Raw genomic sequence first — 25394 nt, 5'->3', positions numbered from 1 at the left:
CGGGTGCAGGGCGTCAATGTGAACCGATTGGGGCAATTTTCCGGCACGTCAGCAATCTTATTGCCCCAGAGCCAGCCCCTCGCGGCGCGGATCGGCTCCACCGGAAAGCGTTTCACCAATCGCAATCGCGTGCAGTCCAGAGTTGAGATCGCGGATTTTGACCTCAAACCCCATGGCCTCAAGCGGGTTTTTCAGCCCTTCTGCCGCCGTGCCGGCCTCAACATCATATGTGCCGAAGCGGTTGATCAGATGCGGCAAGCTTACCGCTTGTTGCACGTTCATTCCCCAGTCAATATGCGCAATGATGGTCTTGGCAACATAGCCGATGATGCGGCTGCCGCCGGGGCTGCCGACGACCAGAACAGGCTTGCCGTCTTTGAGCACAATCGTCGGAGCCATCGAGGAGCGCGGCCGCTTGCCCGGCTCAACCCGGTTGGCGATCGGCACGCCATCACGGTGCGAGCGGAACGAGAAATCTGTAAGCTCATTGTTCAAAAGAAAGCCACGCACCATCAGGCGCGACCCAAAGGCGTTTTCGATCGTGGTGGTCATCGACAGGGCATTGCCCGCCGCATCGACAATCGAAATATGCGAGGTCGAGGGAAACTCGATCGCGTCATCATCCGCCAGCAGCATCGCGTGGTCGAAATCCGGTTTACCGGGTGCCACATCGCTGAGCGCGTCATCGCGGTGCAGCAATGCGCCCCGCGCCGCAAGATAGGCCGGGTCAAGCAAACCCTTGCTCGGCACCGGGACGTAATCGCTATCGGCGATGTAACGGCCCCGGTCAGCAAAGGCGAGGCGGCTGGCATCACCGATCAACCGCCATGTGCGCGGATCATCGGGGCCAAGTTCGGAGAGGTCATACCCCTCAAGCATCCCAAGGATCTGCCCCACGCTCAGCCCGCCGGACGACGGCGGCCCCATCCCGCACACAGAATGGCCGCGATACGGCGCACAAACTGCATCGCGTTCGCGCACACCATAAAGGCTCATGTCGACGTCGCTCAGAACTCCGGGGTTGCCTTGGGCGCCGCGCACTTTGGCAACGATGTCCTTGGCTATCTTGCCTGTGTAGAACTGTCCGACCCCCTGCCCCGCCAGAGCGCGCAGGGTTTCGGCATACTCCGGGTTTTTCAGCGGCGCCCCTGCGACCAGCGGACGACCGCCGGGCAGGAAATACGCTCGCGCAACAGGATCAACCGACAAGCGTTTGGCGTCTGCGGTCACCATAGCAGACAATCGCGCCGACACCGGGAAACCGTCATTCGCGAGCCGGATCGCGTCAGAGAACAAACCGGCCCATTCCTTTTTTCCCCAGCGCGCATGGGCCGTTTGCAACAACGCCGGGGTGCCCGGCACCCCGACAGAGCGCCCGCCCACAACCGCGTCAAAAAACTTGATCGGCGCACCATCCGCATCCTGAAACAGCCGCGGCCCAGCCGCCAAAGGCGCGGCCTCGCGACCATCAAGGGTGCTGATCTTGCCGGTTTCGGCGTCATACCAGATAAGGAACGCCCCCCGCCAAGCCCCGAGCTTTGCGGCTCTACCAGCCCAAGAACCACCTGAACCGCCACCATAGCGTCTGCTGCGCTGCCCCCTTCGGACAGCACCCGCGCGCCTGCGGCCACCGCATGGGGATTGGCCGCCGAAATCATCCATGTTTGTGCTTTAACCGGTTTGCCGCTGTCCTTGGCCGCCTGCGCGTCTTGAAGCGCGGCACCTGCAGCTTGCGCCCCTAATGCGGTCGGAGCTTCGGGCGCAACGCCATCGGCGCGCTCCTGTGCCAGAACGGCCAATCCCGAGGCCACAGCCAAGGCAGAAACCAGGATCGTATTGCGTATCCACGCCACGGCATCTTCTCCCCATGCTCCGCGCCGGACCCCAAGCCAAGCTGCAGTTCAAACGCCTTGCCCGGCCATGGCTGTCCCTTGCCCCACCCGAACGCTTCGATCATGTACAAAAACGCAACCGTTTGACAATTCACTGAATAGCGTCACCCCGAACGCGGATGCGCGTCAGTCAGCGATTACAGCATTGACGGAATAACCTGATCCGGGGGCCTATGACCATCATCGAATGTCTTGATATTGATGATCACCTTTTCACCCATTTCAAGCCGTCCCTCGTGGGTGGCGCTGGCCATATGCGGGCTCAGCACCACATTCGGCAACGCCTTGAGGCGCGTATTGGTTTCCTCAGAGCCATGTTCGAACACGTCGAGCCCGGCCCCGGCAATATCACCGGCCTCAAGCATCCGCGCCAAGGCGCTTTGGTCGATCACCTCGCCACGCGATGTATTCACAATCACCGCCTCGGGCTTGAGCAGCTTTAGCCGCCGCGCATTCATCAGATGAAAGGTCGAGGGCGTATGCGGGCAACAGATGCTGATCACATCCATGCGCGCAACCATCTGGTCTAGGCTCTCCCACCAAGTCGCCTCATGCACGGCTTCGGTCTCAGCCCGCAAACGCCGGCGGTTGTGGTAATGGATCTGCATGCCAAAGGCGGCGGCGCGCACTGGCAACGGCCTGTCCGATCCGCCCCATGCCCAGAATACCCATCCGCTTGCCATGCACCCGCGTTCCGAGCAAAGCGGTCGGCGCCCAGCCGGCCCAATCGCCTGCTTTCATCCTCTCCAGCCCTTCGGGAATGCGCCGTGTCACCGCCAACATAAGCGCCATCGCCATATCGGCGGTATCATCCGCAGACACGCCCGGCGTGTTCGACACCAAAATGCCCCGCCGCCGCGCGCTTTCCACGTCGATATGATCCACCCCTGAGCCATAATTCGCGATCAGGCGAAGTTGCTCACCCGCATGGGCCAACAACCCCGAGTCGATCTGATCGGTGATGGTGGGCACAAGAATGTCAGCCGTTTCCACCGCCGCCATAAGTTCGGCCCGGCTCATCGGTGTGTCGTCATCGCGCAGGCGCACATCGAACAATTCGCTCATTCGCGTCTCGACAACATCGGGCAAGCGTCGCGTAACAACAACACTCAGGCGTTTCGTGGGCATGAAGGTCCCTCCCATAGGTTCCATCGGGCGCGTCTTACTGGCAAAGTGACGGATAGTCAGCCGAGGCACAAGAACCTCGTGCAAATTCATTCAGGCAGCCGGGGCAGGACGCGATGAAAAGCATCCTTTTTGTGATTTCTATTGTGCTTGGTATGGCGCAAATGGCCGTTGCTGCGGATCGTGGAAGCGTGACCAACCTTCCCCTCCCGCGCTATGTCTCGATTAAGACTGACGAAGTGAACGTGCGGCGCGGCCCCTCCCTAACCCACAGGATTGATTGGGTTTTCAAGCGCAAGGGCATGCCGTTAGAGATCACCGCCGAATATGGCCACTGGCGGCGCGTGCGCGATCGTGACGGCGCTGGCGGCTGGGTGCATTACTCGCTTTTGTCCGGCACGCGCACCGTTATCGTGCAACGCGACATGCTCGATCTTCACCTTGGGGCGGATAAAACCACCCCTATCGCCGCCCGTTTGGAACTGGGCGTTGTCGCGCGCTTGGGCGAATGTGACGCAACGTGGTGTCGGCTGAACGCGGGCGGTTATCGCGGATGGGCGATGAAATCGGAACTCTGGGGCGTAAAAGCAGACGAGATTCGCGACTGACCTATGCGCCTGGGCACCAAGGCCGCATTTATTCACACGAGAAAACCGTATTGTGGGCTGCATCTGGGCCAACATCTCGTCTCGCATCTTGGGGCTTCCCCCGGCCCGTCCTGTCGCTAGGCTTCTGGCAATTGCAAACAACTGCCGAATTTTTAGCATGACCCGTTTTCTTCTTTCGCTTTGCCTAACACTTGGCCTTTCGCTTGGCCTGTTCTCAACCCCTGTTTTTGCCCAATCCGCGGCGCAGCCAAGCGGCACAATCGCCGTTGATGACAGCGCCAGCAAAGACGCCGCCATCGCCGTGCGCATCCGCGACATTCTGAGCGAACTGGAAGGTTTTGAGGACGTCACCGTCACTGTTAGCTCGGGCATCGTGACGCTGCGTGGCACCACGCTCGACAGCACCACAGCGGATAGGTTGAACGAAATTGTCGGGCGGGTTGAAGGCGTCGTCACCATTGAAAATAAGGTGGTTGAGACAACGGATGTAGTCAAACGCCTCAACCCCGCGTTTGAAAGATTCTGGACCCGAACCAAGCAATTGCTAGCCTACCTGCCATTGCTAGCGGTGGCGGTATTTGCCTTTGTGCTGGTGGTTTGGCTCGGCTTTTTCGTCGCTCGGCGGCGCAAACCTTGGGACCGGCTCGCGCCGAATGCCTTCATCGCTGATATCTACCGACAACTGATCCGCCTTGGCTCGATCATCGCAGGGCTTGTCGTGGCGCTTGATATCCTTGGGGCGACGGCGCTTTTGTCCACCATCCTTGGGGCCGCTGGGATCATCGGTTTGGCCATCGGTTTTGCTGTGCGTGACACGGTCGAAAACTTCATCGCCTCGATCATGCTGTCGGTCCGACAGCCATTCCGCCCAAATGATTCCATCGAAATCAACGGCGACGAAGGCAAGGTCATCCGCCTTACCTCGCGCGCGACGATCCTGCTCAACTGGGACGGCAACCATGTGCGCATCCCCAATGCGACGGTGTTCAAATCGCGCATCCTGAACTATTCCCGCAACGAGGAGCGGCGCTTTAAATTCGACATTACAGCGGCCTATGACACCGATCTGGCACAGGCGCTCAAGCTCGCTCATGACACCGTCTCTGCCCTGCCCTTCGTGATCGAAAGCCCGGCGGTGAATGTCTGGATCGTCGAATTGGGCGGCAGTGACATCACCCTGCGCGTGGTCGGCTGGATCAACCAGCGCGAGACCTCGATCCTCGCGGCCCGGTCCGAAGCCATCCGCCAGACCCTGCGCGCCTTTGAAAACGCCGGCATCGAGATGCCCGAGCCGACTTATCGGATCGTCACCGACAGCGGCGCCGCAACGTCCCCCGATATGCCCAGCCAGGAAAGCCCCGCCAAAGCCGCACCCAAGAGCCTTGCGATCGGCAAACACAAGGAACCCCCGCTCAACGTCGAAGCCACGACCGACCACGAGCTGGAACAGATCGTCGACGTGGAAAGACAGGCCACCAAAGACGACGATCTGCTCAATCGCGAAGGGGCGGTGCAGGAATGAATTTTTTTCAATCTGCACTCTTGCAAGCCGTCTCATCCTTGCGTATTTAGCGCCTCACAGTTGGGATGTGGCCAAGTGGTAAGGCACCTGTTTTTGGTACAGGGTATCGTAGGTTCGAATCCTACCATCCCAGCCATACACTTTCATTAAAAGAGACCGTGCGCGGTACGCGTGACTTTGTCGCGTGTTTTCCGCGGGTTGTGTGGGTTGGGGCGAAGGGCAGACTGTGCCTGTGAGCCAAAACGGGGCCGATATGCCGCGAAGTCTGGGAACGGCATTTCCGCGATACGAGTTTGCGGTGTTTGGGGTCAGAGGGCCGCGATCATCTGGCGCTGTTCGTCCCAGTCCGATGGCAGTTCGTGGCGCAAGCACCAGTCCGATGTAAAACCAATGGGCTGTTTTCCCTCCATAACATCGCGCACGATATCGGGTGCCAGGAAGGCAAGATCAATCATCTGCTGGATGCGCCGTTTGGATGTGGCGTCTGCACTTGCGATCTCGGAGAAGGTTTCGCCGGCCTTGATCCGCTCAAACCAAACGTAGGCTTTGGCGATGTTATGGATGAGCGTTTTGTCGATACCGGCTGGCGCATCCGCAAGAATGATCTTCGTCTCGACGCCGCGCTTGCGGAGTTGGAAGGGGATGGTCTTGCTGAGAACATGCTCTTCCAGATGCTCCAGGTCTGCGTCGATGGTTTGGGCGATGGCGTCGGCACTCAAGTCTAAGACCAACTCACCGGGAGCGATGTTGACGCGTTCGACGAGGCCCAACAGGGTGTTCGGCTTATCCTGTTTCGTGCGGCGGGCAAGAGTATCAGCAGCGCGATCGATCTGATCCGCCGTTGCTGCCGGCAGTAGTGTGGGTGCGAAGCCGGGTGCAGAGATCATCTTGCGTACCAAATCAGCGATCTTGTTCTCCAGCTCCGGCGCAGGCAGGCGCCAGGCATCTTTGTGTGCTTCGCTGCTCCCGGCCACCAACCTGTGCGAGATGTAATAGCGCAGTCGTGCGCCTTTCCGCGTCTTCGTATGCGAAGGCGTCAGGCGATCACCAGTTTCGTCGAAGAGTTTGCCGCATAGCAAAGAGCGTTGATTGGCGGCTTTGCGTCCCCTGCCCTTCGCCGCACCATCCTGCAACAACCGCTGGACGCGATCCCATCGCTCAGGTGCGATTATCGCCGGGTGCTGCCCCTCGAACACCTTGTCACGATGCCGGATGCGCCCAGCGTAGATCGGGTTGGTCAGTAGATGATGGATGTGGCCACGGTCCATATGGGTTCCGCCCGTCGTGCTGCCATCTGCAAGCGTTCGTTGACGGCTCCGTAGATCCAGCGCGTCAGCCTGTGCTTTCACCGCCCTGACGGTGCCAAGATCCTCGTAGAGCGCATAAAGCTGCTCGACCACCGCCGCTTCCTTGAGGTTCACGCTGAGTGTTCGCCCATCAGCATCATAGCCCAGTGGCACCTGCCCGCCCATCCATAGCCCCTTGCGCTTGGACGCCGCGATCTTGTCGCGGATACGTTCGGCCGTTACCTCTCGCTCAAACTGCGCGAAGGACAGCAGCATGTTCAGCGTCAGCCGCCCCATACTGGTGGCCGTGTTGAAGGATTGGGTGACCGAGACAAACGAGGCCTCTGCCGCATCCAGAATATCGACGATCTTGGAGAAGTCCGCGAGGGACCGCGTGAGCCGGTCGATCTTGTAAACGATGATCTGGTCCACGCGCCCATCAGATATGTCCCGCAGAAGGCTCTGCAGCGCCGGTCGTTCCAGGGTCCCGCCGGACAACCCACCATCGTCATAATGCGCGGGCAGCAACACCCAGCCTTCGTGCTTCTGGCTGGCAACATAAGCCGCACAGGCTTCGTGCTGCGCGTCCAGCGAGTTGAACTCTTGCTCAAGACCCTCTTCAGATGACTTGCGGGTATAGATGGCGCAACGCAGCTTCTTCATATCTTATCTCCCGGCTTTGCTCTGCAGGCCAAAGAACCGCGGGCCAGACCAGGCGGCGCCGGTGATGTGTTTGGCGATGGCCGATAGTGACCTCCAGGTCTTGCCATCCATCTCGAAGCCCGCCTCCGTGACCTGCACCTGGTATGTTCGACCGTTCCATTCCCGCACGAGATGCGCGCCGGGGCTCAGCCTTGCCGGCACCGCAACGGCAACGTCCTCCCCGCTCGCAATCTGTGTTAGTGCGCGGCGCGTTGTGGCGGCCAGCCGCCCACGCTCTCTGCATTGCCGCTCGTAGCAAACCGCACGCTGCATGAATGGCACCGACAGATAGGCTGGCGGAGGCGATCCGAAGATCGCCTCCCACTCCGTAAGCATGCGGGGCCGCTCCGGGTTCGGATCACGCCCCATTGGCTGCGCTCTCGGTTCCACGGGATTTATTCGGCGTAGGCGCAGAAAGGATGCGATACCTCGACATCCCGCCTTTGGTAGGTTTGTTGCAGGCAATCTCGTACCCTGCTTTGCGCAAACCGGTCAGAGCCGCGCGCGTTGTATGTTGCTGCCAGCCCAGCTTCGCGCTCAGGGTTTTGGTATCAGCTCCGGCCCTCGTCCCCAGCAGTTTGATCAACTGGTCTTTCTTGGTTGGGCGCGATGCTGCCCTCGCCTTGGCAGGTGCGTTATGCTCGTCAGACTTGGTCATGTTGGTCTCCTCGGTTGATCAGCGGAAAAACCCCGCTGCTACCGAGTAGAGCCCGGAGTTCCGGGCCGCGCCGACGAACAAGGCCAGGCGCAGGAACACTAACGCTCGATACGCCGACGTAGTCCAGTCTTTTGACAGGGTTCGCGGTGGGAATAGCCGTGGCTGCTATCGAATGCTTAAAAAGGGCGGAGAGCCGACTTTCGCTGCGTTCTGCGAGAATTTATGGGCAAAAGGCAAAGCGGACTTTGAGTATGGTTTGTCAACGTCATAGCGCTGAGGTCGGCAATGGGGATCAAGTATTCAAAAAAAGGCCTTGTCTGAGGCTCATTATAACTGACGATCCAGCCGACAAACTTTGGTCCAAGCGCCTCATGAAGCTTTCTGAGGCCCTTGTGGCAAACCACTTCCAAAACTTGATTGCGACAGCTGTCAAAGTTAGTTTGAGGGCGGTAGCCTCTCGATCTCTCAAATCAGGCTGACTATACGTAGTGTATAGGAAAAGAAAAGTAGGTATATTTTGATTGACCGTTTGGAAATTTGGTTAGTTTCCCAATCGTGGTTTTGGAGGGCTAGGTCAAGGGTTGGGAGGATAAGGTTCTTCTTCGAACGTAGTGCGTATAAGCGCGGCGTTTCAGTTTCTCAAGCTGGCACAAATGCCAAGATCTTGGGTACCCTGACATCAATCGGATTGAAAAGTCTGGTTTGGGTTGTATTGGCGCTGACAGCTTCAATCCTCGTCGAAGGATCAATTAGGACCAACACAACTTGGCTTCAGCCGCTCGGCGCAGATGACAGAGAATTCATTGTTGAGCAACTTCGGATGTACTCGCAGCTCCTCACTGCAATCTTTTCTATCTATTTTGCTACGATTGGCATCATCTTGAGTGCCGGTTACACGCGGCTTCGACGCGACATAATTCAGTTGGTGACGAGTGAGCAGGTGGGAAGTGTCTACTCTCGCGTCTTGGTCTTAGCTGCTGCTTTTTGTTTGACCGCAACATCTCTTCCAATGTTTGGTTTTGAACCTGGTTTGGTGAACTACAATCTCGGTACGTTATTGACGCTTGCTAGCTCCTTGGCTCTATTTCCGTTGGGGCAAAGGCTGTTTAACTTCTTTTATCTCAATCAGTTAGCCAGGAGCGAGATCCTGACCTGCTCCCCAAGGAGTCCGCGTTTATTGGTTCGCTCTGTTCAGGGTTTGGTCCTCTCTTGACCGTTGGTGATACTCCCACGGGTGAGCCCGTCGAGGCTCGAGTGGGGGCGGTGATGGTTGTCGTCGTCGCGCCATGCCGCGATCAGATGGCGGGCATGGCGCTGCTTGGCAAAGAGGTGCTCGTTCAGGCACTCGTCCCTCAGGCGGTCATTGAAGCTCTCCACGAAGCCGTTCTGCATCGGCTTGCCCGGCGCGATGTAGTGCCACTCGATCCGGTGCTCCTCCTGCCATTTCAGGATCGCATTCGAGGTGAGTTCGGTCCCATTGTCGCTGACCACCATGCAAGGATAGCCCCGCATCTCGGCGATCCGGTCCTGTTCGCGGGCGACACGCTGGCCCGACAGAGACGTGTCGACCACCGAGGCCGGCATTCCCGGCTGAAGTCGTCGATCACGTTCAGAATGCGGAATCGGCGCCCCTCTGAGAGCGTGTCCGACACAAAGTCGAGCGACCACCGCTGGTTCGGCCCCTGCGGGATCGCCATTGGCGCCCGTGTCCCAAGCGCTCTCTTTCGGCCGCCCCGCTTGCGCACGGTGAGCCCTTCCTCGCGGTAGATCCGATAGAGCTTCTTCCAGTTCAGCTCCCACCCCTCGCGCTTGAGAAGGATATGCAGGCGACGATAGCCGAACCGTCGCCGCTCGCTGGATAGCTCTCGCAGCCGAACTCGCAGTGCCTTGTCCTCGGCCCTCTTCGGCTCGCGCCGATACACGCGCGGATCGATCCCGGCCAGGGCACAGGCCCGCCGCTGGGAATAGCGCTTCTCTTTTATGGCCCAGTCCACAGCTCGCCGCCTAGAACCGGGCCTCAAAAGTTTTTTCCCAACATCTCCTTCAAGGTCGCCACGTCGAGCATCTGCTCGGCCAGCATCTTCTTGAGCTTGGCGTTCTCAGCCTCCAATGCCTTCAGACGGCGAGCATCGGACACCTCCATGCCGCCATACTTTGACCGCCACTTGTAAAACGTCCCGTCGCTGATACCGTGCTTGCGGCACAGCTCTTTGGCGCCAAGCCCAGCTTGGTGCTCCTTCAGGATGCCAATGATCTGCTCTTCGCTGAATCGGCTCTTCTTCATCGTCTGTCTCCTTAGGTGGAGAACAGGCTAACTTCAAAACGGGGACTTTTCAGGGGAGCAGGTCAGCCACTAACGACAGGAATGAGCCCAACTTTGACTGATGCTGCATTTTGGTCGAACGGCAGCTAACAGTGCGGCGAAGGTGCGTCTAGGATAACGGGCAACGTCTTTCATCGATCACTTGGGTCTACTGACCGAAGTTTTGCAACCTGGTTATCCACTTCTTCTCGAGTCCAGCGCGTGTGTTTGCGTTCGGTTGTTGCCGGATCGTTTAACAAACCAAGCTTTAGTTGATCACGATAGGCCTTCTTGGGACGAATGGGACGCGGGACAAAACCACCACCGCAGGTCGCGCACACATTGTGAAGGACTGTCTCTACGCAATGCGCACAATAGGTGCACTCATAGGAACAAATCCGCGCGTCCGCTGAATCTGGTGGCAGGTCACGATCACACCATTCGCAGTTGGGCCTTAGAAGAAGCATGTTGTCAGTCCTTATTTTGACATGGATGGGGTCGATGCGCCACGATCCAGGAGGAGCACGGCGAATGAAAGCAAGACAAAGGCCAATGTGACGATGGAAAGAATGATCCATCCAAATCCCGCGATCACCGCACCAGAGGCAAAGGCACAGATCGTGGAAACCAGCGCAATCACCGTGTCATTGACGCCCTGTACGACTGATTTATTTTCGTCAGGCGCAGCTTCGGTCAGCATGGTCGTTGCCCCGATAAAGCTAAAGTTCCAACCTAGCCCCAGCAGGATGAGCGCTCCGTAGAACTGCCCGGCCGCCAGACCGCTTGCGCCGGTGAGCGTCGCGAGGGCCAGAAAGAACAGGCCAATCGATACAATCGGTCTTGTGCCAAAACGCTTGATCAAAAACCCTGTGAAAAAGCTGGGTGCAAACATGGCGATGAAGTGCCAGCGGATCACATCGCCCGCGACAGCTTCGCTAAATCCGCACCCAATCATCGCCAGTGTGGTCGGCACCATCATGAACATCATCACACCTTGGGATATCGCCCCGATCAACACCGCCTTAAGCACCGGTATTTGGCGCAGCACCGCCAATGATGCGAACCGTGAAGTTGGTCCCGATGCTGGTCTTTGCGAGGGGATCGGGATCCGCAGGAACAGAAGTGGGATCGCGCCAACAAGTGAAAGCACCACAATCGCGCCATAGCCCCCCGCCAGCGGGATCGGGGCTAACGCGTCTTTCGCCAAGATGAATATCTGCGGTCCGATAAACGACGCGATCAAACCGGATGTCAGCATCAGTGAAATCGCAACTGGGCGCCATTCTTTGCTGACCACCTCCGCCGCGGCAAATCGAAAATACTGGTGAGACGTCAAGCCAATCCCAAGGATCAGATGCGAGGCGCAGATCAGCACAAAACTACCGGACATCAGCGCCCAAACCCCCAGCGCTGCGCCTAAGATCGTTAGCCCGACCCCAAGGATAAACCCCGGCCTGCGGCCAAATTTTCCCATAAAAAGCGAAAAAGGGGCGGCGGCCAGCAACCACGCCAAGGTCTGAAGGGACGCTGGCAGTGTCGCAAGCGCCGTCGTTGGCGCCAGCATCAGGCCGGAAAGCCCACCGAGGATGACAAGCATCGGCATTGCGGACACCAAGATCGCGTCTGAGATAAGCAGACAGATCAGGTTACCATTTCGGGCAAGCGAGGAAACAGACATTTGGAAAATCCACATCGTTAGGTTGACAGGACCGTATCTATCGCAGAGGAGTCATGTCTGATATGTCAAATGAGCATCAAAAATGGACAAATCTTCAAAACTCCGAAAAATAGACGTTCTGCTGTTCAACGACGTCAACCTGCTGGATGTGTCCGGACCGGTTCAGGCCTTCAAAACTGCGCAGGTCAATGGCCGCAGAAAGTACCACCTTAGGTTTGTGTCGCTTGATGGAAAATCTGTAACGGCCTGTTGTGGGATGACGTTATCGGCAGACGCGAAACTATCACCTGATTGCGATACCCATGATCTTCTTGTCCCCGGCGGTGAAGGGGTCGATCATTTGGTGGCAAATCAATTGGTCCGTGAGGCCATCCGCAATCGCGCCTCATCGCGTGGGGCCCGTTTGATTTCTGTCTGTTCAGGCGCGTTGTTGCTGGCGTCTGCGGGCGTTTTGGACGGGCACGTCGCAACGACGCATTGGTCACGGCAGGCCGACACGCGCAGCTACGTTCAGGTACATTGGGACCTTGATCGCATCTGTACCATGACGGATCGTGTCTTTACATCAGCGGGTGTTACAACTGGCATTGATCTTGCGCTCGCCATCATCCGGGCGGATTGCGGCAGCAGTGTTGCCCTTGAAGTTGCGCGTGAGCTTGTCGTGCAGCTGCGCCGCACAGGCGGGCAAAGCCAGTATGCCATGCATCTTGCTGGACAATTCACCCGTGACGACGCGCTTACGCAGCTTATCGAACGGGTTGTTTCCCAACCCCAGTTGGATTGGACGCTTGATGCTTTGGCAGATGCTGCGGGGATGAACGCACGCACTTTGTCGCGCCACTTCAAACGTGATCTTGATGAAACGCCTGCCCATTTTGTAGAAAAGGTCCGCGTTGATCATGCGCGCGGTCTGCTGATGGAAAATATGGTGCCAAAGCAGGTGGCGATAGAAAGCGGCTTTTGTGATCTGCAACGGATGCGGCGTGCATTCCAGCGCAGGCTTGGCGTTGGCGTGAGTGAGTATCGGAGCGTTTTTGGTTGATGCTGTTGCGATTAAGACGATTACGCCAGACGCCACTTCTAACGCGCCAGATACTGCCATTCGTGCAACCGCAGCGAATGGCCGGAAAGTCGCGCAAAGCAGACATTGCTGCATCACGCAGCTAAGGACCGGTTTGAGCCTATTTAGATCAGTGCTGCGCGATGGATGGATGACGGCTTTTCCAGAAAGCGACCTAGAATATCGCCCTAACTATTCGATTTTACAACCACCAAGTTCAACGCGCCGATAGCCAAGGAGCAAGGTGGCAATCAGGTCAGAGAGGTGGGGTGGCCACGCACGAAATGCCCGCACCGATAACCGCCCACCACCCAGTTGCTGCGAAAGGGGTGAAGGTCGGCAGTTCAGTGGACGGCCGACCTTTTTCACACGCGGGTCAGGCCGCTTCGGCGTCTGGGCGGCTGAAGTTAACCTCGCGCGTGACCTGCCAGCGTCCGTCCTCAAAGACAAAGTCGATGCTGAGGTCGATGAGCATTTTCGGCCCCCCCACAGGGATCTTCCGTGAAATCAGGACATGGCCGCGCTCTCCGTTCACCGTCAGACTGTGAATTTTCGACCACATGTAATCTTCGGGGATCTTGTCCTTGAACGACTCCTTGATCATGGCCATGAAACCCTGTTTCTCAAGCGTGACAAGGCGGCCGTCGATGCTGAGATCCATCACCACGATGTCATTGTGATAGATCTTGTCCAGTTCTTCCATATTGGCGCTGGTGCCGTATTTCATCAGATCCTGCACTTTGCTGTGCAGGGCTTCTTTGGTCTTCTCGGTCATCGTTGTCTCCGTTTTGATCAGGCATAGGTGCCGTTGACAGGCGCGGCTTTCATAGGGCCGCGACGAAACCCAATGCCCTTGGCGATCCAGGTCAGATCCGGGCGGGCGAAGGGCACGTTCGAGATGTCGGTGATTTGAAGGACGCGGTCTTCGTTCAGCACGAAGAGGCCGGGTTCGGCGAAGGGAGCCTCGACATCGGTTCCGTTTCGCGGGTCAGAAATATAGAGTCCCAGCCCCTGCATCTGGGGCACAGTGAGCCCATAGGCCACGCCGAACGCTGGCGAAACCTCGGCCATCTGGGACGTTGCTCGCGTCTCACTGTCGGCGGACACCGCCACGACATCCACGCCAAGAGCGTTCAAGTCTGGCAGTACGTCGTTAAGCTGTTGCAGATACCGGGTGCAGAGCGGGCAGTGCTTGCCGCGATACACGACGATAAGCATCCAGTCAAAGCCGTCGCCCGGCCTGGAAATGTCGCGCGGCTGACGGCCGAGCATAGGGAGAGTGATCGCCGGAAAAGCCGATCCGGCGGCAAGTTTTCTACTGGTCAATTCGAGGGGCCTCCTATATGTATTGATCGATACATAAGTCGGAAAAATCGCCCGCGTCAAGGAGTTCTGTATTGATCGCTACAAAAAGAATGGGGCGCCCCCGCACCTTCGACTATGACCAGGCTTTGCTAAAGGCGATGGCCGTGTTTTGGGAAAAAGGCTATGATGGCGCCAGCATGCAGGGACCTGACCAGTGCGATGGGGATCACGGGTCCGAGCCTCTATGCGGCCTTCGGCGACAAGCATGGTCTCTACCTCAAGACAATCGATCACTATTGCTCCTCCGACGCCTGCACGCCTCTGGTCGTGCTGGAGCGCGAAGAGGATATCGAAACAGCCCTTCGTGCTTTTTTGGCCGAGGTCATCCGATCGGCGACAGAGCATGAAAGCGGTGCCAAAGGGTGTTTTCTGGGCTCCAGCGTTGTGACCTCGGTCGGTCAGGTGGACGGGGTGGCTGAGCGGGTGGACGATGCGATTGAAGATACTGAGACACGCCTGACGGCGCGCTTTCAGCGGGAAATCGATAAAGGTAGCTTGCCCCCTGCATTTCCCGCGAAAGAGCGGGCCGCGTTGCTGTTCGACATCCGGCAGGGCTATATGTTTAAAGGCCGCGCAGGCTGGCCGCGTGAGCGGATGCTGCAAGACGTGCCGGATCGGGTGGCCATGCTGCTTTCAACGTGACAGGCCGAAAGCGACGAATGCGTCGACCTGATAAGGTGTCTACATCGCCACAAAGTCGCATGTCCGCTTCGAGCCCATAGTCACCGATGCTGCGCTGTGTATGAATGTCGGCTTTGGGTTCAGGCTCTCGCCACCATACCAACTCCCAAAACTACCAGCGCCAGCCCAAATGCTTTGATCAAAGAAAACGGTCGCTCGGTCAGCCCCATTGCGCCGACATGATCGTAAAGAGCCGCGCCGACCAGATTGCCAGTCACGACAATAACAAGAAAGAGTGTGACACCAAGCACGGGAATGCTTTGCATCGAGATGACCACGTGTATGGCACCAAACATGCCGCCAAGCCAGGCCCAAACCGGTAAACCGCCCAGTGTCGCCGCGTTCAGACCCCGGAGACTTCCGGTAACCAAAGCCATGAGCCCTGTGACAAGCGCTGCGGTTGCAAAGGCGAGAAATACGGCGAGAAGATAGTTTCGCCCCAGCCCTTCCGCCAACCGCGCATAGATCGGCCCTTGAGCCGCAACCAGCATGCCTCCCAGAAACGCCAACACACCGAAGATCAGAGAAACCACAGACATCGGTCAAAGATACCGATACATGTAGGTGGTTGCATGATGCTTGGCGCCGTCCGGATCAAAGGCAAAATCTGGAATGACACCGGCCTCTTTGAAACCGACCCCTCTATAGAGCGGTTCGGCCACGTCACCCGTGCGCGTATCAAGCGTCACGAGCGTCTTTCCCATCCGTTTGGCGACCGTCAGCGCCTCGTTCATGAGAGCCTTACCCAAGCCACAGCGGCGGCCATCAGGATGAACGATCATTTTCGATATTTCGGCGCGGTGTGGCTGATTGGGCGGCATGCCGAGGACCAGTTGGACCGTGCCCACCAGTCGTTGATCGACAATGGCACCAAACAAGCGTCTGGTTCCACCTTCCACAGCAGTGGCTACATCCTGCAACCAAAAACGCTCGGCATCCGCCTTAGGAACAGGTGTCATAAAGCTGATGGCGGCCCCGCCTGCAACGCTGTCCATCAGCACACGGCAGAGATCGTCCACATGTATCGTGATGTCGGCGGCGTTGAGTTCGATGATGTAGTGGGAATGGTTGGTCATGAGAGCGCAATCACATATCTGCACGAAGCATCTGAGGTTTTGAAAATCGTCTCGCCGAAAAGGATATATCTGAGGCAGTCTCCCGGCTTCAGGTCGTGGGCATTGCCGTCAACCGTGATTTGCATCTGCCCCGAGAGGACATAGACGTGATGCTCCTGACCGGGAATTGCGGGAGTAGCATAGGTAATCAGTTGTCCGGGACCCAGCTCGCCATCGATCAATTCGATGGAGAGCCGACCGTTAGAGGGTGACACGCTGCGCCGCACGAACTTGTGGGTCGGATCGCGCCACACGCTTTGCTCGCCCTGCCTGAGAACTGGCTGAAATCCTTGTTCAAGTGGTGACAGGAGTTTTGAAATGGGAAGCGCATAGACTGCTGCGAGTTGCCCAAGCGTCTCAGCGGTAGGACTCACATCGGCGTTCTCTATCCGGGACAGTGTTGCCCGGCTTAGGCCGCTGCGTTCTGCGAGAACCGCCAGTGTCATATCGTGTGTTTCACGTAAGTTGCGCAAGTGACTGGCAAGCTTCTCGTTGTCTGATTTGCGTTCAATTCCCATATTTGGGATATATCCCAGATTCGGAAATGATGTCAATCTTTAGAGAGCGATCGTTCATGCTGAGACATCCAAGGTCCCCATCGTCCTGCTGTCCCGACTTTGGAGGAGCGCGCAGCGAATTCCCGCTTTCCGCCCTGACCTGCACTTGCTCCCACGGCTGCAAGGTCATGAGACACGGGTCCGCTTTGGGCTGAGAGCGGTCATCTGGTTGGTCGCGCTCAGCCCTGCAAGGTCAAGATCCGCGTGCCGCAGCGCCGCATGTCGGCTTCGAGCCCAAAGCTACAGATGCTGCAAGACGCATGAATGTCGGCTTTGCACTGCCTAGGGTCCAGTGTGCCGTTAAGGGTCCGTCGCATTCGAAAGCGAATATTGGAAGAGGTCATTCAAGCCCCCTTGGTACACTATCTAGCTTTGCTCAGATTCCCACCATTCGTGCATGGCGTGGAACATTTTTGTCAGCGCAATGGCGCGAGGCGTCGCGGTGTATTCGACCCGTGGTGGCACTTCGGCATAGATTTTGCGCGATACCAATCCATCCCGCTCGAGCGCGCGTAACTGATTGGTCAACATGGTCTGTGTTACCCCGTCAATCAGACGACGCAACTCATTAAAGCGCTTGGTTCCTTGGAAAATCAGGATCTGGAGTACGATCAGCTTCCATTTGCCACCAATCAATTGAGCGATGTCCGGCATCGGACAAAGGGCTGATGGTTCATCACCACGCACAGCGTTCTCTGCGTCTTTTCTGTCAAGCGCCATTGAGGTCTCCTTATCCAATAGTATCATTTTCCGCACTATATACGAAAATTCTGCCTTCTTGTGCTTTAATACCATAGAGTTAATTCTCTCCTAAGCAAACAGGAGAGAGAAAAATGTCGCTTGTTTTACATTTGTTCAGCGGTGCGCCAACAGGATGGCGCGTGCATCTGGGTCTGACGTTCAAGAACCTAGCCGCCGACATTCGCAGACTCAGTAACGATGACAAAGACCAGCTTCGTCCAGAGTTTTTGGCCATTAGTCCGCGTGCCAAGGCCCCTGTATTGGAAACCGAAACTGGTGTTGTGCGGGATTCGATCGCAATCCTAGCTTGGCTCGATCGTGCGTATCCAGAAAACCCGCTCTTTGGCTCAACCCCCGCGCAAGCGAGTGAAATTTGGCAGATAACAATGGAGTGTTGCGAATACTTGCGCGCGGCAAACCACCAGCTTTTATCGCGGGTTTTCCCAAGTGACGGATCGATGCCAAGCGAGGGTAGCACCGAGCGGGACGCGCTCCAACTGGGTGCGAAAATGGCCCATGCTGAATGTAGATACCTCGAAGATATCTTGTCGGACGGACGTCTCTATCTTGGCGGTGATGTACCGAGTGCCGCTGATGCGGTCGCGTTTCCAGAAATTCGACTGCTTCAACGCGGCGTTGAAACAAAACACGCACTGATGTCGGCTTTTGGATTTGGGAACCCTCCAGAGACCTACCCTCACACAGCCTCCTGGAAGGCTCGTCTGAATGAGGATCCCCGTATCGCCGCCACCCTGCCACCTCACTGGGGTGAAACGCCTCAATCAACCAAGCCCGCTGCCTAACCAATGGAGACTAATTCTATGACCCACCCAAACACTGTAACCCGCGCTGAGTGGCTCGAAGCCCGCCGGGCACTGCTGGAGCAAGAAAAAGCGCATACCAAACAAAAGGACGAAATCACAAAAGCACGCATGGCACTACCCAGAGTGCTGTTGGAAAAAGAGTACGTCTTTGAGACAGAGGGCGGAGAAGTGCAGCTGGCTGATCTGTTCAAAAGCCGAAGCCAACTGATCGTCTACCACTTTATGTATGGACCCGAATGGAAAGCTGGTTGCGTCAGTTGCTCCTTTTGGGCCGACAGCTTCAACGGCCTCGCCCCGCATTTGGCAGAACGCGACACGGCATTTGTCGCGGTTTCGAGCGCGCCTATGTCGATGATTACCTCTTTCAAGAAACGCATGGGTTGGGACTTTGAATGGGTGTCTTCGCGGCCAAACACATTTAATGCGGATTTCAATGTGGGATTCTATCCAGATCGACCCGATGACTCTCCCATGATGTACAACTTCAAAGAAATTGAAGCTGCTCAAATGGACGAAATGCATGGCACAAGCGTTTTCGCAAAAGGCGGCGACGGTTCAATCTATCACACCTATTCGACCTACGGCCGTGGACTAGACATCACCAATGCTGCCTATGCTTACCTCGACATGACACCCGCTGGTCGAAATGAACCATCCAGTGGTAACCCGATGGCTTGGGTGAAACACCATGATGCATACTAAAGCCAGGCAACCGCCTGAGTTGGCAGCCCTCATATTTCCAACGCTTCTGGCCTGCTTCTGCTGGACTTATGTTCTGGCAGGAGCAGGCACAGGAATGAGCATTTGGGCAATGAGCACTCTGCAGTTGCCTCCGCCTATAGATATTCCACGCATGGCAACAAACTGGTCGACTCAATATGTGCTGATTGTAGTTGGAATGTGGTGGTCGATGATGATTGCCATGATGCTGCCGGGAGCAATGATCCATGTTCATTCGCGGAGATTTCCAGCCGGGCCGTCAACGCGGTTCTTTTTCCAATACGCCCTAATCTGGCTGGTATTCAGCTTTGCCGCGACGGGCCTTCAGTTCGCTCTGGAACAGCTTGGGCTGTTTCATGGAATGAAGATGTGGAGCATCAATGGGAACCTTTCAGTTGTTTTTCTGACTGCTGCGGGCGTTTATCAATTCCTACCGATGAAACGGACTGCACTAGCCAAATGTAGCTCGAACGGCAATGACGTCTCAGAGGCTATGTCAGGCTGGTACTTCGGCACTCATTGTCTGATGGCCTCTGCGCCGCTGATGTTGTTGCTCTATGTCGGGGGGGCGATGAACATATTTTGGATTTTTGGCCTGTCGGTTGTTGTTACGATCGAAAAATGGCGGCCACGGGCCCCAGCGTTTTCCAACTTTTTCGGTGTGACATGCTTTCTAATGGCGGCTTACATCTGAGATTAAGGCTGCCAAAACCGGTCTCAACTGCACGATGGATATGCAGAAGTTGCAAAGCGGACCTCTGGAAAGTGATGTTGATAGTCGGGTTTGTCCGCACAGCGGACATCAAGGCGAGCGAGATGCTGCACCGAGTTCAGATGTCTGCTTTGGGGAAGCCGCGCCGCAGCAACCGAACCTGCAACGAATGTCCGCTAATGAGATTTCGGCGCGTGCGTAACCCCAACAAGGCCACGATCCGCGTATCGATAAACAGGCCGAATACATATGAGCGACTTCCGAGAAAATGCCAGAAAACCATTTGCGAACAGCAGCCGGTACATACATAAGGGCCGTTCGCGTTCATCTACACAAGGGGCGGATTACCGACATTTGCTGCGTCTGCGAAAGATTGTTTCTTCATATAGTGAAGCAGACCTTCGGCTGCATGTAATCCGATCAACCGCAGTAAACGGCATCAAAGAGGCCTCTTCGACGAATGCTGCACGCAGCACGAATGACTGCTATCTTAATGTTTCGGGTAAGTTTCTTCTTTCGGAAAAGTCACTGGATAATGTGTCTCTTGCGGCCGACCACGCTGGCCGCACAGAGATCCACAGATCGGGCATTGGCACAACGCCGCAAATCGGCGCAACGCTTCAAACCTGTGGCGCATGAATGGAAGACCGGTCCAACGGTACCTTCAATTTAGTCCACCTGCTGCGAACATTGAGACCAGCGCGTTGACGTGGAGTTCGATCACGTCAATGACCCTAAATCCAGGCGTTTGCTTGTCGAATGCCAATCCCAGTCCGTTCCCGCAAGCAACACAGCGTCCGCCTGCTGGTCGTCGATCATTGCCTGCCCCGCCTCAAAAAACAAAGCGCGCTGTTTCTCACTACAAACGCCGGTCTCTGCCATCTCCATGTAGGCGGCCCAAACACTCTCAAACCGATTTTGAGGCACGACAACCTCAACGGTTTTCAATAGGCCAAATAGATTGCTTTCGAGGGTGGTTCTGCTCCCCAGTATGCCGAGCGTTTTAATCCCATTGTCGTGGCAATACGTCTCGATGATGCCCGTGCCATCCATCAGCGCCATGGGTGATATGGTGCGCGTTTCTTCGAAGCAAAAATGCCCTGTAATGGCGGTGATCAAAGCAATATCGCTGCCTGCGCCAGCGAGGCGGTCGAGGTGCGTCGCGAAGACCTCTGCCTGCACTACCCGCTGATCTTCGGCTGCCCTTTGCAGCAAAGCATTCATATCAGCATGTTCAATCGTCAATGAAAGGGGCAAATCGGCCTTTTTGAACGCTGCAATCAAGCGCGTGTAGTAGGATATCGTTGCTGCTGGACCGAGGCCGCCGATCAATCCGATGTGCATGTTTAAATGTCCAAGTCTAAAGGCAGTTCCGACGCTCAGGGTTTTTGTCCTGCCGTCAGGATTTCGTTTTGCAGGTCCGTGTCGTCGACCGCGCGGGCCAAAATCAAGGCACCGATCATTTGAGATATTGCCTGAATGGCATCGGTCCGGCTTTCGGGTTGATCACCAAGGGCTTGGGCCACCTGTTCAATTTGCTGTGCGACGGCGTTTGTAAAGATATTTTGCAACGCCGGACGTTGACGGGTCGCCTCTGATGCAAGCGCGGCATAGGCGCAGCCATGCCCGACCGTCGACACGTGTTGAGGTGACAAGTACCACACCTTGAGTGCGGCCACGGGATCGCTTTTCCCCTCTATCGTTTTGGCCCAAAGCTCGAAATTGTCGTTCAGCGCCAATTCGGTCGCCTCGCATTCAAGCGCTTCCTTGTTGTCGAACTGTTTGTAAAAACCGCCTTGGGTCATCCCCGCCGCTTTCATCAGGCTTGCGATGCCGATGCCGTCATAGCCGTGCGTGCGAAACTGCTCGCTGGCCGTTTTGACGACGTTCTGGCGGTTCTTTTGTGCAGTCTCTCGGCTCACTCTCATTTTGTTTGATCCTTTTTTTGACGCCGCCCCCACCTTACCCGCACAGCGGGACTGATTGCTGGTTCGGCAAGGTAAGATGCCAACCGACATCTAACGCAGCGTCATTAAGATTGCAATCACACTCTATCGTTGACTCATCAAGATTACAATCGCACTCTAAATGAACTCCCATTCAAAGGGGGCTGATTTTAAGCGTCACCAAGGACGAAGCCATGCAAGATATGAAATCCGCTAATCCAAAATTCACGCCAAGCATCATGCCCGATGTCTCTTTCGGAATAGCCCGCCCTGAACAGGTCATCGGGCTTTCCGGGCTTGAGGCTATTCGTGCGATCCCAACAGGTGCTTTGCCTGCGCCACCCATGGCGCGGACCTTGCAGCAGTGGATCGAAGCGGCTGACAAGGGCCGTGCCGAATTTCGTGGAAACCCGTCTAAAGAGTACCTTAACCCCATGGGCCTTGTGCATGGCGGCTGGACGATGGCGCTGTTGGACAGCGCAATGGGGTGTGCTGTTCAGACCATTCTGGATGCGGGCGAGATCTATGTATCGCTCGGTACCGAGGTTAAATTCCAACGTCCTATCACAGCAAAAACGGGCCAAGTCCGCGCCATTGGGACGGTAATTGACCGGACCCGCCAGACAGCATCTGCCGAAGCACGCGTAGAGGACAGTACCGGTCGAATTCTGGCAACAGGAACAAGCACTTGTTTTTTGATGCCTGCTCAACCGGCGCGCAAAGTATGACCCCCGCTGTTGATCCCATCGTAATCTGTGCCGCAAAACGAACGCCTATAGGGGCGTTTTGCGGCTCGACCAAGTCACTTAAAGCGGCCGAGCTGGGTGCCGCCGCGATCCGCGCTGCTATTGAGACTGCAGGCCTCGCACCCGAACAGGTTAACGAGGTCTTGATGGGTTGCGTGCTCAGCGCAGGTCAGGGTCAAGCGCCTGCCAGACAAGCCGCAAGAGGCGCAGCGCTGCCAGATCACGTCGGGGCGACGACCATCAACAAGGTCTGCGGATCGGGAATGAAGGCGATCATGATGGGTTGTGATTTGTTGACCCTGAACAGGGCTGATGTGGTCTTGGCCGGCGGGATGGAATCCATGTCGAATGCACCATTTCTGCTTCCAGAAATGCGCAGCGGGCGCAAAGCAGGCGCAAGCGCGGTTCTAGATCACATGATGCATGATGGCCTTGAGGACGCCTATGATGCCGGACGTCCGATGGGATCCTTCGGTGAAGCAGCAGTGGAAAAATATGGCTTTACCCGGGCCGAACAGGACGCCTTTGCGATTGAGACGCTAAAACGGGCGCAAGCGGCGCAAGCATCAGGTGCCTTTGATGACGAGATCGTCGAATTAAAAGTACCAACGCGCAAAGGCGAAGTTGTCATTTCGCAGGATGAAAAGCCAAGTATGGTAGATCCTGCCAAGATTCCGAACCTGCGCCCCGCATTTCAAACAGATGGAACGATTACCGCGGCAAGCGCATCGGCAAATGCAGATGGGGCGGCTGCGCTGGTCCTTACCCGGCAATCATTTGCGCATGCTGAAGGGTTGCCCGTTTTGGCGACGATCACTGCGCAAGCGTCCCATGCCCAAGACCCCGCCTGGTACACTACCGCCCCAATCCCTGCGATTGAGCAACTGCTTGAGCGCGCAGGTTGGCAAGCGGATGATGTCGACCTTTGGGAAATCAATGAAGCCTTCGCCGTCGTCGCAATGGCCGCCGCAAAAGACATTGGCTTTCCACGTGACAAACTAAACGTCAACGGAGGCGCTTGCGCGCTAGGCCATCCAATTGGCGCAACAGGTGCGCGGCTTGTCGTTACCCTGTGCCACGCGCTGGCGAAGCGAGGCCTGACACGCGGTGTTGCCGCCCTTTGCATTGGCGGGGGCGAAGCAACCGCCATCGCTGTCGAACTCAACACAAAAGAGGAAAATTGAAATGCCACTTGATACAGACCACGCGAATAGCAGCAACGTCACAGACGTAAACGGACACCAGATCGCTTGGCGCAGCACGGGTTCTGGACATCCACTGTTGATGCTCAACCGGTTTCGCGCATCTATGGATGATTGGGACCCTGCGCTCATTGATGCTTTGGCCCATCACCACCAAGTCATCACTTTTGATAGCGCTGGTGTCGCCGCAAGTGGCGGCACAGTTCCCGAAACGCTCGAAGGGGCTGCAGACATCACGATGGGATTGGCAAACGCCATTGGGCTGGACAAACCAAATGTGCTTGGTTGGTCTATGGGCGGCATGACGGCCCAGATCCTTGCCGCCAAGTACGGTGACGAAATCGGCGGGGTTATTCTTGCTGGAACCACACCAAGCTTTGCCATTGAAGGGACGGTCCCTGTATCGAATGAATGGCTGGGCACAGCAACGAAAGAACAGAACACCCCCCATGACATGCAATTTCTGTTCTATGCTGACACGGACACCAGCCGCGCTGCAGGTATGGCGTCGCTTGAGCGTATTGGCGGGGGTGACGCAATCGCAGGAGCGGCATCAAAAACAACCATGCAAACCATTGCGGCGCAAGGTGCGGCGACACGGACATTTTTCTTTGGCGAGGACGGGGCATTCAAGAAGCTGGGCACGATCAGCGTCCCCGTTTTGGTTGCCAATGGCGATCAAGACCGGGCCTTCGCGGTCGAAAACTCGGTTGCGCTTGTGCGCGCGATCCCCAATGCGCAACTTGCGATATATCCTGATGCAGGCCATGCCTTCTTGTTCCAGCACGCAGATCACTTTGCAAATGACGTCACAGCGTTCCTATCCGCGCCGTACAGCTAAGGAAGTCGAAGTCGATGTCTTGGCTGGCATCCTTCCAAAGCTTCGCCGGACCGTCGATGGAGAAACCGGGCATGAAGGTTTTTATGCCCGGTTTCTCCCTAGGTGATCTATCATAATTTGACGTGGTCTCGAAGCTATGGCGATACTTAACGCCTCAGTCTAAAGTCGTGGCTCTTTAAGCATTTCTTCTGATAAAACGCGTACCAACAGCGGGGGGCTCTTCAACCCCACCCGCAAAACACTGCGCGATAGACATCCACTGCGTGGCAACATCCCCAACCACCTGCAGCTTTGTATCGGCAATATTACGCGTTTGAGTGATCACCTGGCAGAACTCCACTGCATCACCTTCGACAAAGCTTGTTGCGTCCGGTGTGTTCCATTCCCAGATCCCACCGGAAGCCGCAATTAGTTTCACATAAGGAATGTGTTCGGGCACTTTGCGCTCACGTATGCTATGGGCATAGCCGAAAGTGTTGACGCCAAGATGGGCGATGTTCCTGATGTAGTCGCTGTTAACTCGCTGGATACCTAGTTGATCATACACTTCCTGTCCGTGAGCCCAGGTTTCCATTAGGCGGGCGGAAATTGAAGATTTGGCACTCATATCAGGTCCACCCCATTTAAGGCGTACTTTGGGGTCGGCGGAAAAAAAATTGTCTGCTACGTCGAAAACCCGTTTGCGCCAAGCGTCCAGAAGCGGCTTTCCTTTCAACCCCTCAAGGTAATAATTCTCAAAGCCGCGCTTGCTCAAATCGCTTTCTCTGAGTTCACCTAGGATCTTTACAAATTCAGCTTCATTCGTGAGCGAAAAATCAGCCATTATGTTCCAAAAATGCAAATGTTGAAGGACGCAATTGAGCGTCCAGTCCTTAAACTGGGTATTCTCATCAAATCGACTGGGATCTATGCTGGTCAACAAGCCATGAAGGGCCATGCTTTCGGTTTTGAAATCTTTCGCCTGCAGTATCATTTGTATCATCTCTCCGGATCCATGATCGATTCACAGGCCAAGTACCGGCCTATTGGGCGAGGCATTCGGTTATAGAAAACGTCCAATAACATCTTTCGCGACCTCGCTAGAACAGCCGTTTTTTCTCCGGCGTACTCG

The 25394-nt window shown here is 56.3% G+C and carries 25 protein-coding genes, 1 tRNA gene and 3 pseudogenes; 12 read left to right on the top strand and 17 right to left on the bottom strand.

Annotation, left to right across the window (positions count from 1 at the left end; all coding sequences use genetic code 11):
• Positions 1-57: 57 nt before the first annotated feature.
• Together ggt and N4R57_04815 are read right to left on the bottom strand one after the other, a co-directional pair.
• Positions 58-1844: pseudogene (gene ggt, locus N4R57_04820) on the bottom strand (gamma-glutamyltransferase).
• A 185-nt stretch (positions 1845-2029) separates the two neighbouring features.
• Positions 2030-3020 (bottom strand): annotated as a pseudogene (locus tag N4R57_04815) (D-glycerate dehydrogenase).
• Positions 3021-3172: 152 nt separating this feature from the next.
• On the opposite strand from N4R57_04815, the gene N4R57_04810 reads away from it, so the two are divergent.
• From N4R57_04810 to N4R57_04800, 3 genes are all read left to right on the top strand, one after another.
• Positions 3173-3625 (top strand): SH3 domain-containing protein, encoded by a 453-nt coding sequence (locus N4R57_04810; GenBank protein ID UYV39507.1) that lies wholly within the window; start codon positions 3173-3175, stop codon positions 3623-3625.
• Between the two features lie 157 nt (positions 3626-3782).
• The gene (locus N4R57_04805) at positions 3783-5147 is read left to right on the top strand and encodes a mechanosensitive ion channel (protein UYV38407.1); all 1365 of its coding nucleotides are present in this window, start codon (positions 3783-3785) and stop codon (positions 5145-5147) included.
• A gap of 61 nt (positions 5148-5208) precedes the next feature.
• A tRNA-Gln gene (locus tag N4R57_04800) sits at positions 5209-5283 on the top strand.
• 172 nt (positions 5284-5455) lie between these two features.
• Here N4R57_04800 and N4R57_04795 read toward each other — a convergent pair.
• The 3 genes from N4R57_04795 to N4R57_04785 are packed head-to-tail and all read right to left on the bottom strand — an operon-like array spanning position 5456 to position 7793.
• Positions 5456-7096, bottom strand: a complete 1641-nt coding sequence (locus N4R57_04795) for a recombinase family protein (protein UYV38406.1) — start codon at positions 7094-7096, stop codon at positions 5456-5458.
• A 3-nt stretch (positions 7097-7099) separates the two neighbouring features.
• Positions 7100-7471, bottom strand: coding sequence for a DUF2924 domain-containing protein (locus N4R57_04790; GenBank protein UYV38405.1), 372 nt, complete (start codon positions 7469-7471; stop codon positions 7100-7102).
• Positions 7472-7493: 22 nt separating this feature from the next.
• On the bottom strand, positions 7494-7793 hold the full coding sequence (locus N4R57_04785) for a DUF3489 domain-containing protein (protein ID UYV38404.1): 300 nt from the start codon (positions 7791-7793) through the stop codon (positions 7494-7496).
• Positions 7794-8457: 664 nt separating this feature from the next.
• Between N4R57_04785 and N4R57_04780 the strand changes: the two genes are divergently transcribed.
• On the top strand, positions 8458-9006 hold the full coding sequence (locus N4R57_04780; protein ID UYV39655.1) for a hypothetical protein: 549 nt from the start codon (positions 8458-8460) through the stop codon (positions 9004-9006).
• Here the strand turns inward: N4R57_04780 and N4R57_04775 are convergent.
• The 3 genes and pseudogenes from N4R57_04775 to N4R57_04765 form a co-directional block, all read right to left on the bottom strand.
• Positions 8968-10077: pseudogene (locus tag N4R57_04775) on the bottom strand (IS3 family transposase). The gene N4R57_04780 and the pseudogene N4R57_04775 overlap by 39 nt on opposite strands.
• 170 nt (positions 10078-10247) lie before the next feature.
• On the bottom strand, positions 10248-10562 hold the full coding sequence (locus tag N4R57_04770) for a DUF1272 domain-containing protein (GenBank protein UYV38403.1): 315 nt from the start codon (positions 10560-10562) through the stop codon (positions 10248-10250).
• 11 nt (positions 10563-10573) lie between these two features.
• Positions 10574-11773, bottom strand: a complete 1200-nt coding sequence (locus N4R57_04765) for an MFS transporter (GenBank protein UYV38402.1) — start codon at positions 11771-11773, stop codon at positions 10574-10576.
• An 82-nt stretch (positions 11774-11855) separates the two neighbouring features.
• Here N4R57_04765 and N4R57_04760 point away from each other — a divergent pair, with 82 nt between their 5' ends.
• Entirely contained in the window at positions 11856-12815 is a 960-nt protein-coding gene (locus N4R57_04760) for a DJ-1/PfpI family protein (GenBank protein ID UYV38401.1), read from the top strand.
• Positions 12816-13209: 394 nt separating this feature from the next.
• Here N4R57_04760 and N4R57_04755 read toward each other — a convergent pair whose 3' ends face one another.
• Both N4R57_04755 and N4R57_04750 read right to left on the bottom strand, forming a co-directional pair.
• A complete protein-coding gene (locus tag N4R57_04755) occupies positions 13210-13608 on the bottom strand; it encodes a hypothetical protein (protein ID UYV38400.1) in 399 nt (132 codons plus the stop codon).
• Between the two features lie 17 nt (positions 13609-13625).
• Positions 13626-14159 (bottom strand): redoxin family protein, encoded by a 534-nt coding sequence (locus N4R57_04750; GenBank protein UYV38399.1) that lies wholly within the window; start codon positions 14157-14159, stop codon positions 13626-13628.
• A gap of 162 nt (positions 14160-14321) precedes the next feature.
• Here N4R57_04750 and N4R57_04745 point away from each other — a divergent pair, with 162 nt between their 5' ends.
• On the top strand, positions 14322-14840 hold the full coding sequence (locus tag N4R57_04745; GenBank protein ID UYV38398.1) for a TetR/AcrR family transcriptional regulator: 519 nt from the start codon (positions 14322-14324) through the stop codon (positions 14838-14840).
• A 119-nt stretch (positions 14841-14959) separates the two neighbouring features.
• On the opposite strand, the gene N4R57_04740 is transcribed toward N4R57_04745, so the two are convergent.
• The 4 genes from N4R57_04740 to N4R57_04725 form a co-directional block, all read right to left on the bottom strand.
• Complete coding sequence (locus N4R57_04740; GenBank protein UYV38397.1) at positions 14960-15418, bottom strand: DMT family transporter; 459 nt, start codon at positions 15416-15418, stop codon at positions 14960-14962.
• Between the two features lie 3 nt (positions 15419-15421).
• A complete protein-coding gene (locus N4R57_04735; GenBank protein ID UYV38396.1) occupies positions 15422-15955 on the bottom strand; it encodes a GNAT family N-acetyltransferase in 534 nt (177 codons plus the stop codon).
• Positions 15952-16512 carry an XRE family transcriptional regulator gene (locus N4R57_04730; GenBank protein UYV38395.1) on the bottom strand — a complete coding sequence of 187 codons (561 nt, stop codon included), beginning with the start codon at positions 16510-16512 and terminating at the stop codon, positions 15952-15954. The genes N4R57_04735 and N4R57_04730 overlap by 4 nt, the downstream gene beginning before the upstream one ends.
• 405 nt (positions 16513-16917) lie before the next feature.
• Entirely contained in the window at positions 16918-17271 is a 354-nt protein-coding gene (locus N4R57_04725; GenBank protein ID UYV38394.1) for a helix-turn-helix transcriptional regulator, read from the bottom strand.
• A gap of 113 nt (positions 17272-17384) precedes the next feature.
• Between N4R57_04725 and N4R57_04720 the strand changes: the two genes are divergently transcribed.
• From N4R57_04720 to N4R57_04710, 3 genes are read left to right on the top strand one after another with little or no spacing between them, the layout of a single operon-like run.
• Entirely contained in the window at positions 17385-18095 is a 711-nt protein-coding gene (locus N4R57_04720) for a glutathione S-transferase family protein (GenBank protein ID UYV38393.1), read from the top strand.
• An 18-nt stretch (positions 18096-18113) separates the two neighbouring features.
• A complete protein-coding gene (locus N4R57_04715; protein ID UYV38392.1) occupies positions 18114-18818 on the top strand; it encodes a DUF899 domain-containing protein in 705 nt (234 codons plus the stop codon).
• Positions 18805-19530, top strand: a complete 726-nt coding sequence (locus N4R57_04710) for a DUF2182 domain-containing protein (protein UYV38391.1) — start codon at positions 18805-18807, stop codon at positions 19528-19530. Before N4R57_04715 ends, N4R57_04710 begins: the two co-directional genes overlap by 14 nt.
• Positions 19531-20268: 738 nt before the next feature.
• On the opposite strand, the gene N4R57_04705 is transcribed toward N4R57_04710, so the two are convergent.
• Both N4R57_04705 and N4R57_04700 read right to left on the bottom strand, forming a co-directional pair.
• Positions 20269-20892 carry an aspartate/glutamate racemase family protein gene (locus tag N4R57_04705; GenBank protein UYV38390.1) on the bottom strand — a complete coding sequence of 208 codons (624 nt, stop codon included), beginning with the start codon at positions 20890-20892 and terminating at the stop codon, positions 20269-20271.
• Positions 20893-20927: 35 nt separating this feature from the next.
• Positions 20928-21476: a TetR/AcrR family transcriptional regulator gene (locus N4R57_04700; GenBank protein UYV38389.1), complete on the bottom strand. Its 549-nt coding sequence runs from the start codon at positions 21474-21476 to the stop codon at positions 20928-20930.
• A gap of 212 nt (positions 21477-21688) precedes the next feature.
• Here N4R57_04700 and N4R57_04695 point away from each other — a divergent pair, with 212 nt between their 5' ends.
• The 3 genes from N4R57_04695 to N4R57_04685 are packed head-to-tail and all read left to right on the top strand — an operon-like array spanning position 21689 to position 24283.
• On the top strand, positions 21689-22222 hold the full coding sequence (locus N4R57_04695) for a PaaI family thioesterase (protein UYV38388.1): 534 nt from the start codon (positions 21689-21691) through the stop codon (positions 22220-22222).
• Positions 22219-23424, top strand: coding sequence for an acetyl-CoA C-acyltransferase (locus N4R57_04690; protein UYV38387.1), 1206 nt, complete (start codon positions 22219-22221; stop codon positions 23422-23424). Before N4R57_04695 ends, N4R57_04690 begins: the two co-directional genes overlap by 4 nt.
• Before the next feature lies 1 nt (position 23425).
• Entirely contained in the window at positions 23426-24283 is an 858-nt protein-coding gene (locus N4R57_04685; protein UYV38386.1) for an alpha/beta hydrolase, read from the top strand.
• Positions 24284-24458: 175 nt separating this feature from the next.
• On the opposite strand, the gene N4R57_04680 is transcribed toward N4R57_04685, so the two are convergent.
• A complete protein-coding gene (locus N4R57_04680; GenBank protein UYV38385.1) occupies positions 24459-25265 on the bottom strand; it encodes a TIGR03084 family metal-binding protein in 807 nt (268 codons plus the stop codon).
• Positions 25266-25394 lie beyond the last annotated feature (129 nt).

This window comes from Rhodobacteraceae bacterium D3-12, assembly GCA_025916135.1.
Lineage (GTDB): Bacteria > Pseudomonadota > Alphaproteobacteria > Rhodobacterales > Rhodobacteraceae > JAKGBX01.
This window is presented reverse-complemented; position numbering and strand designations above follow the sequence as displayed.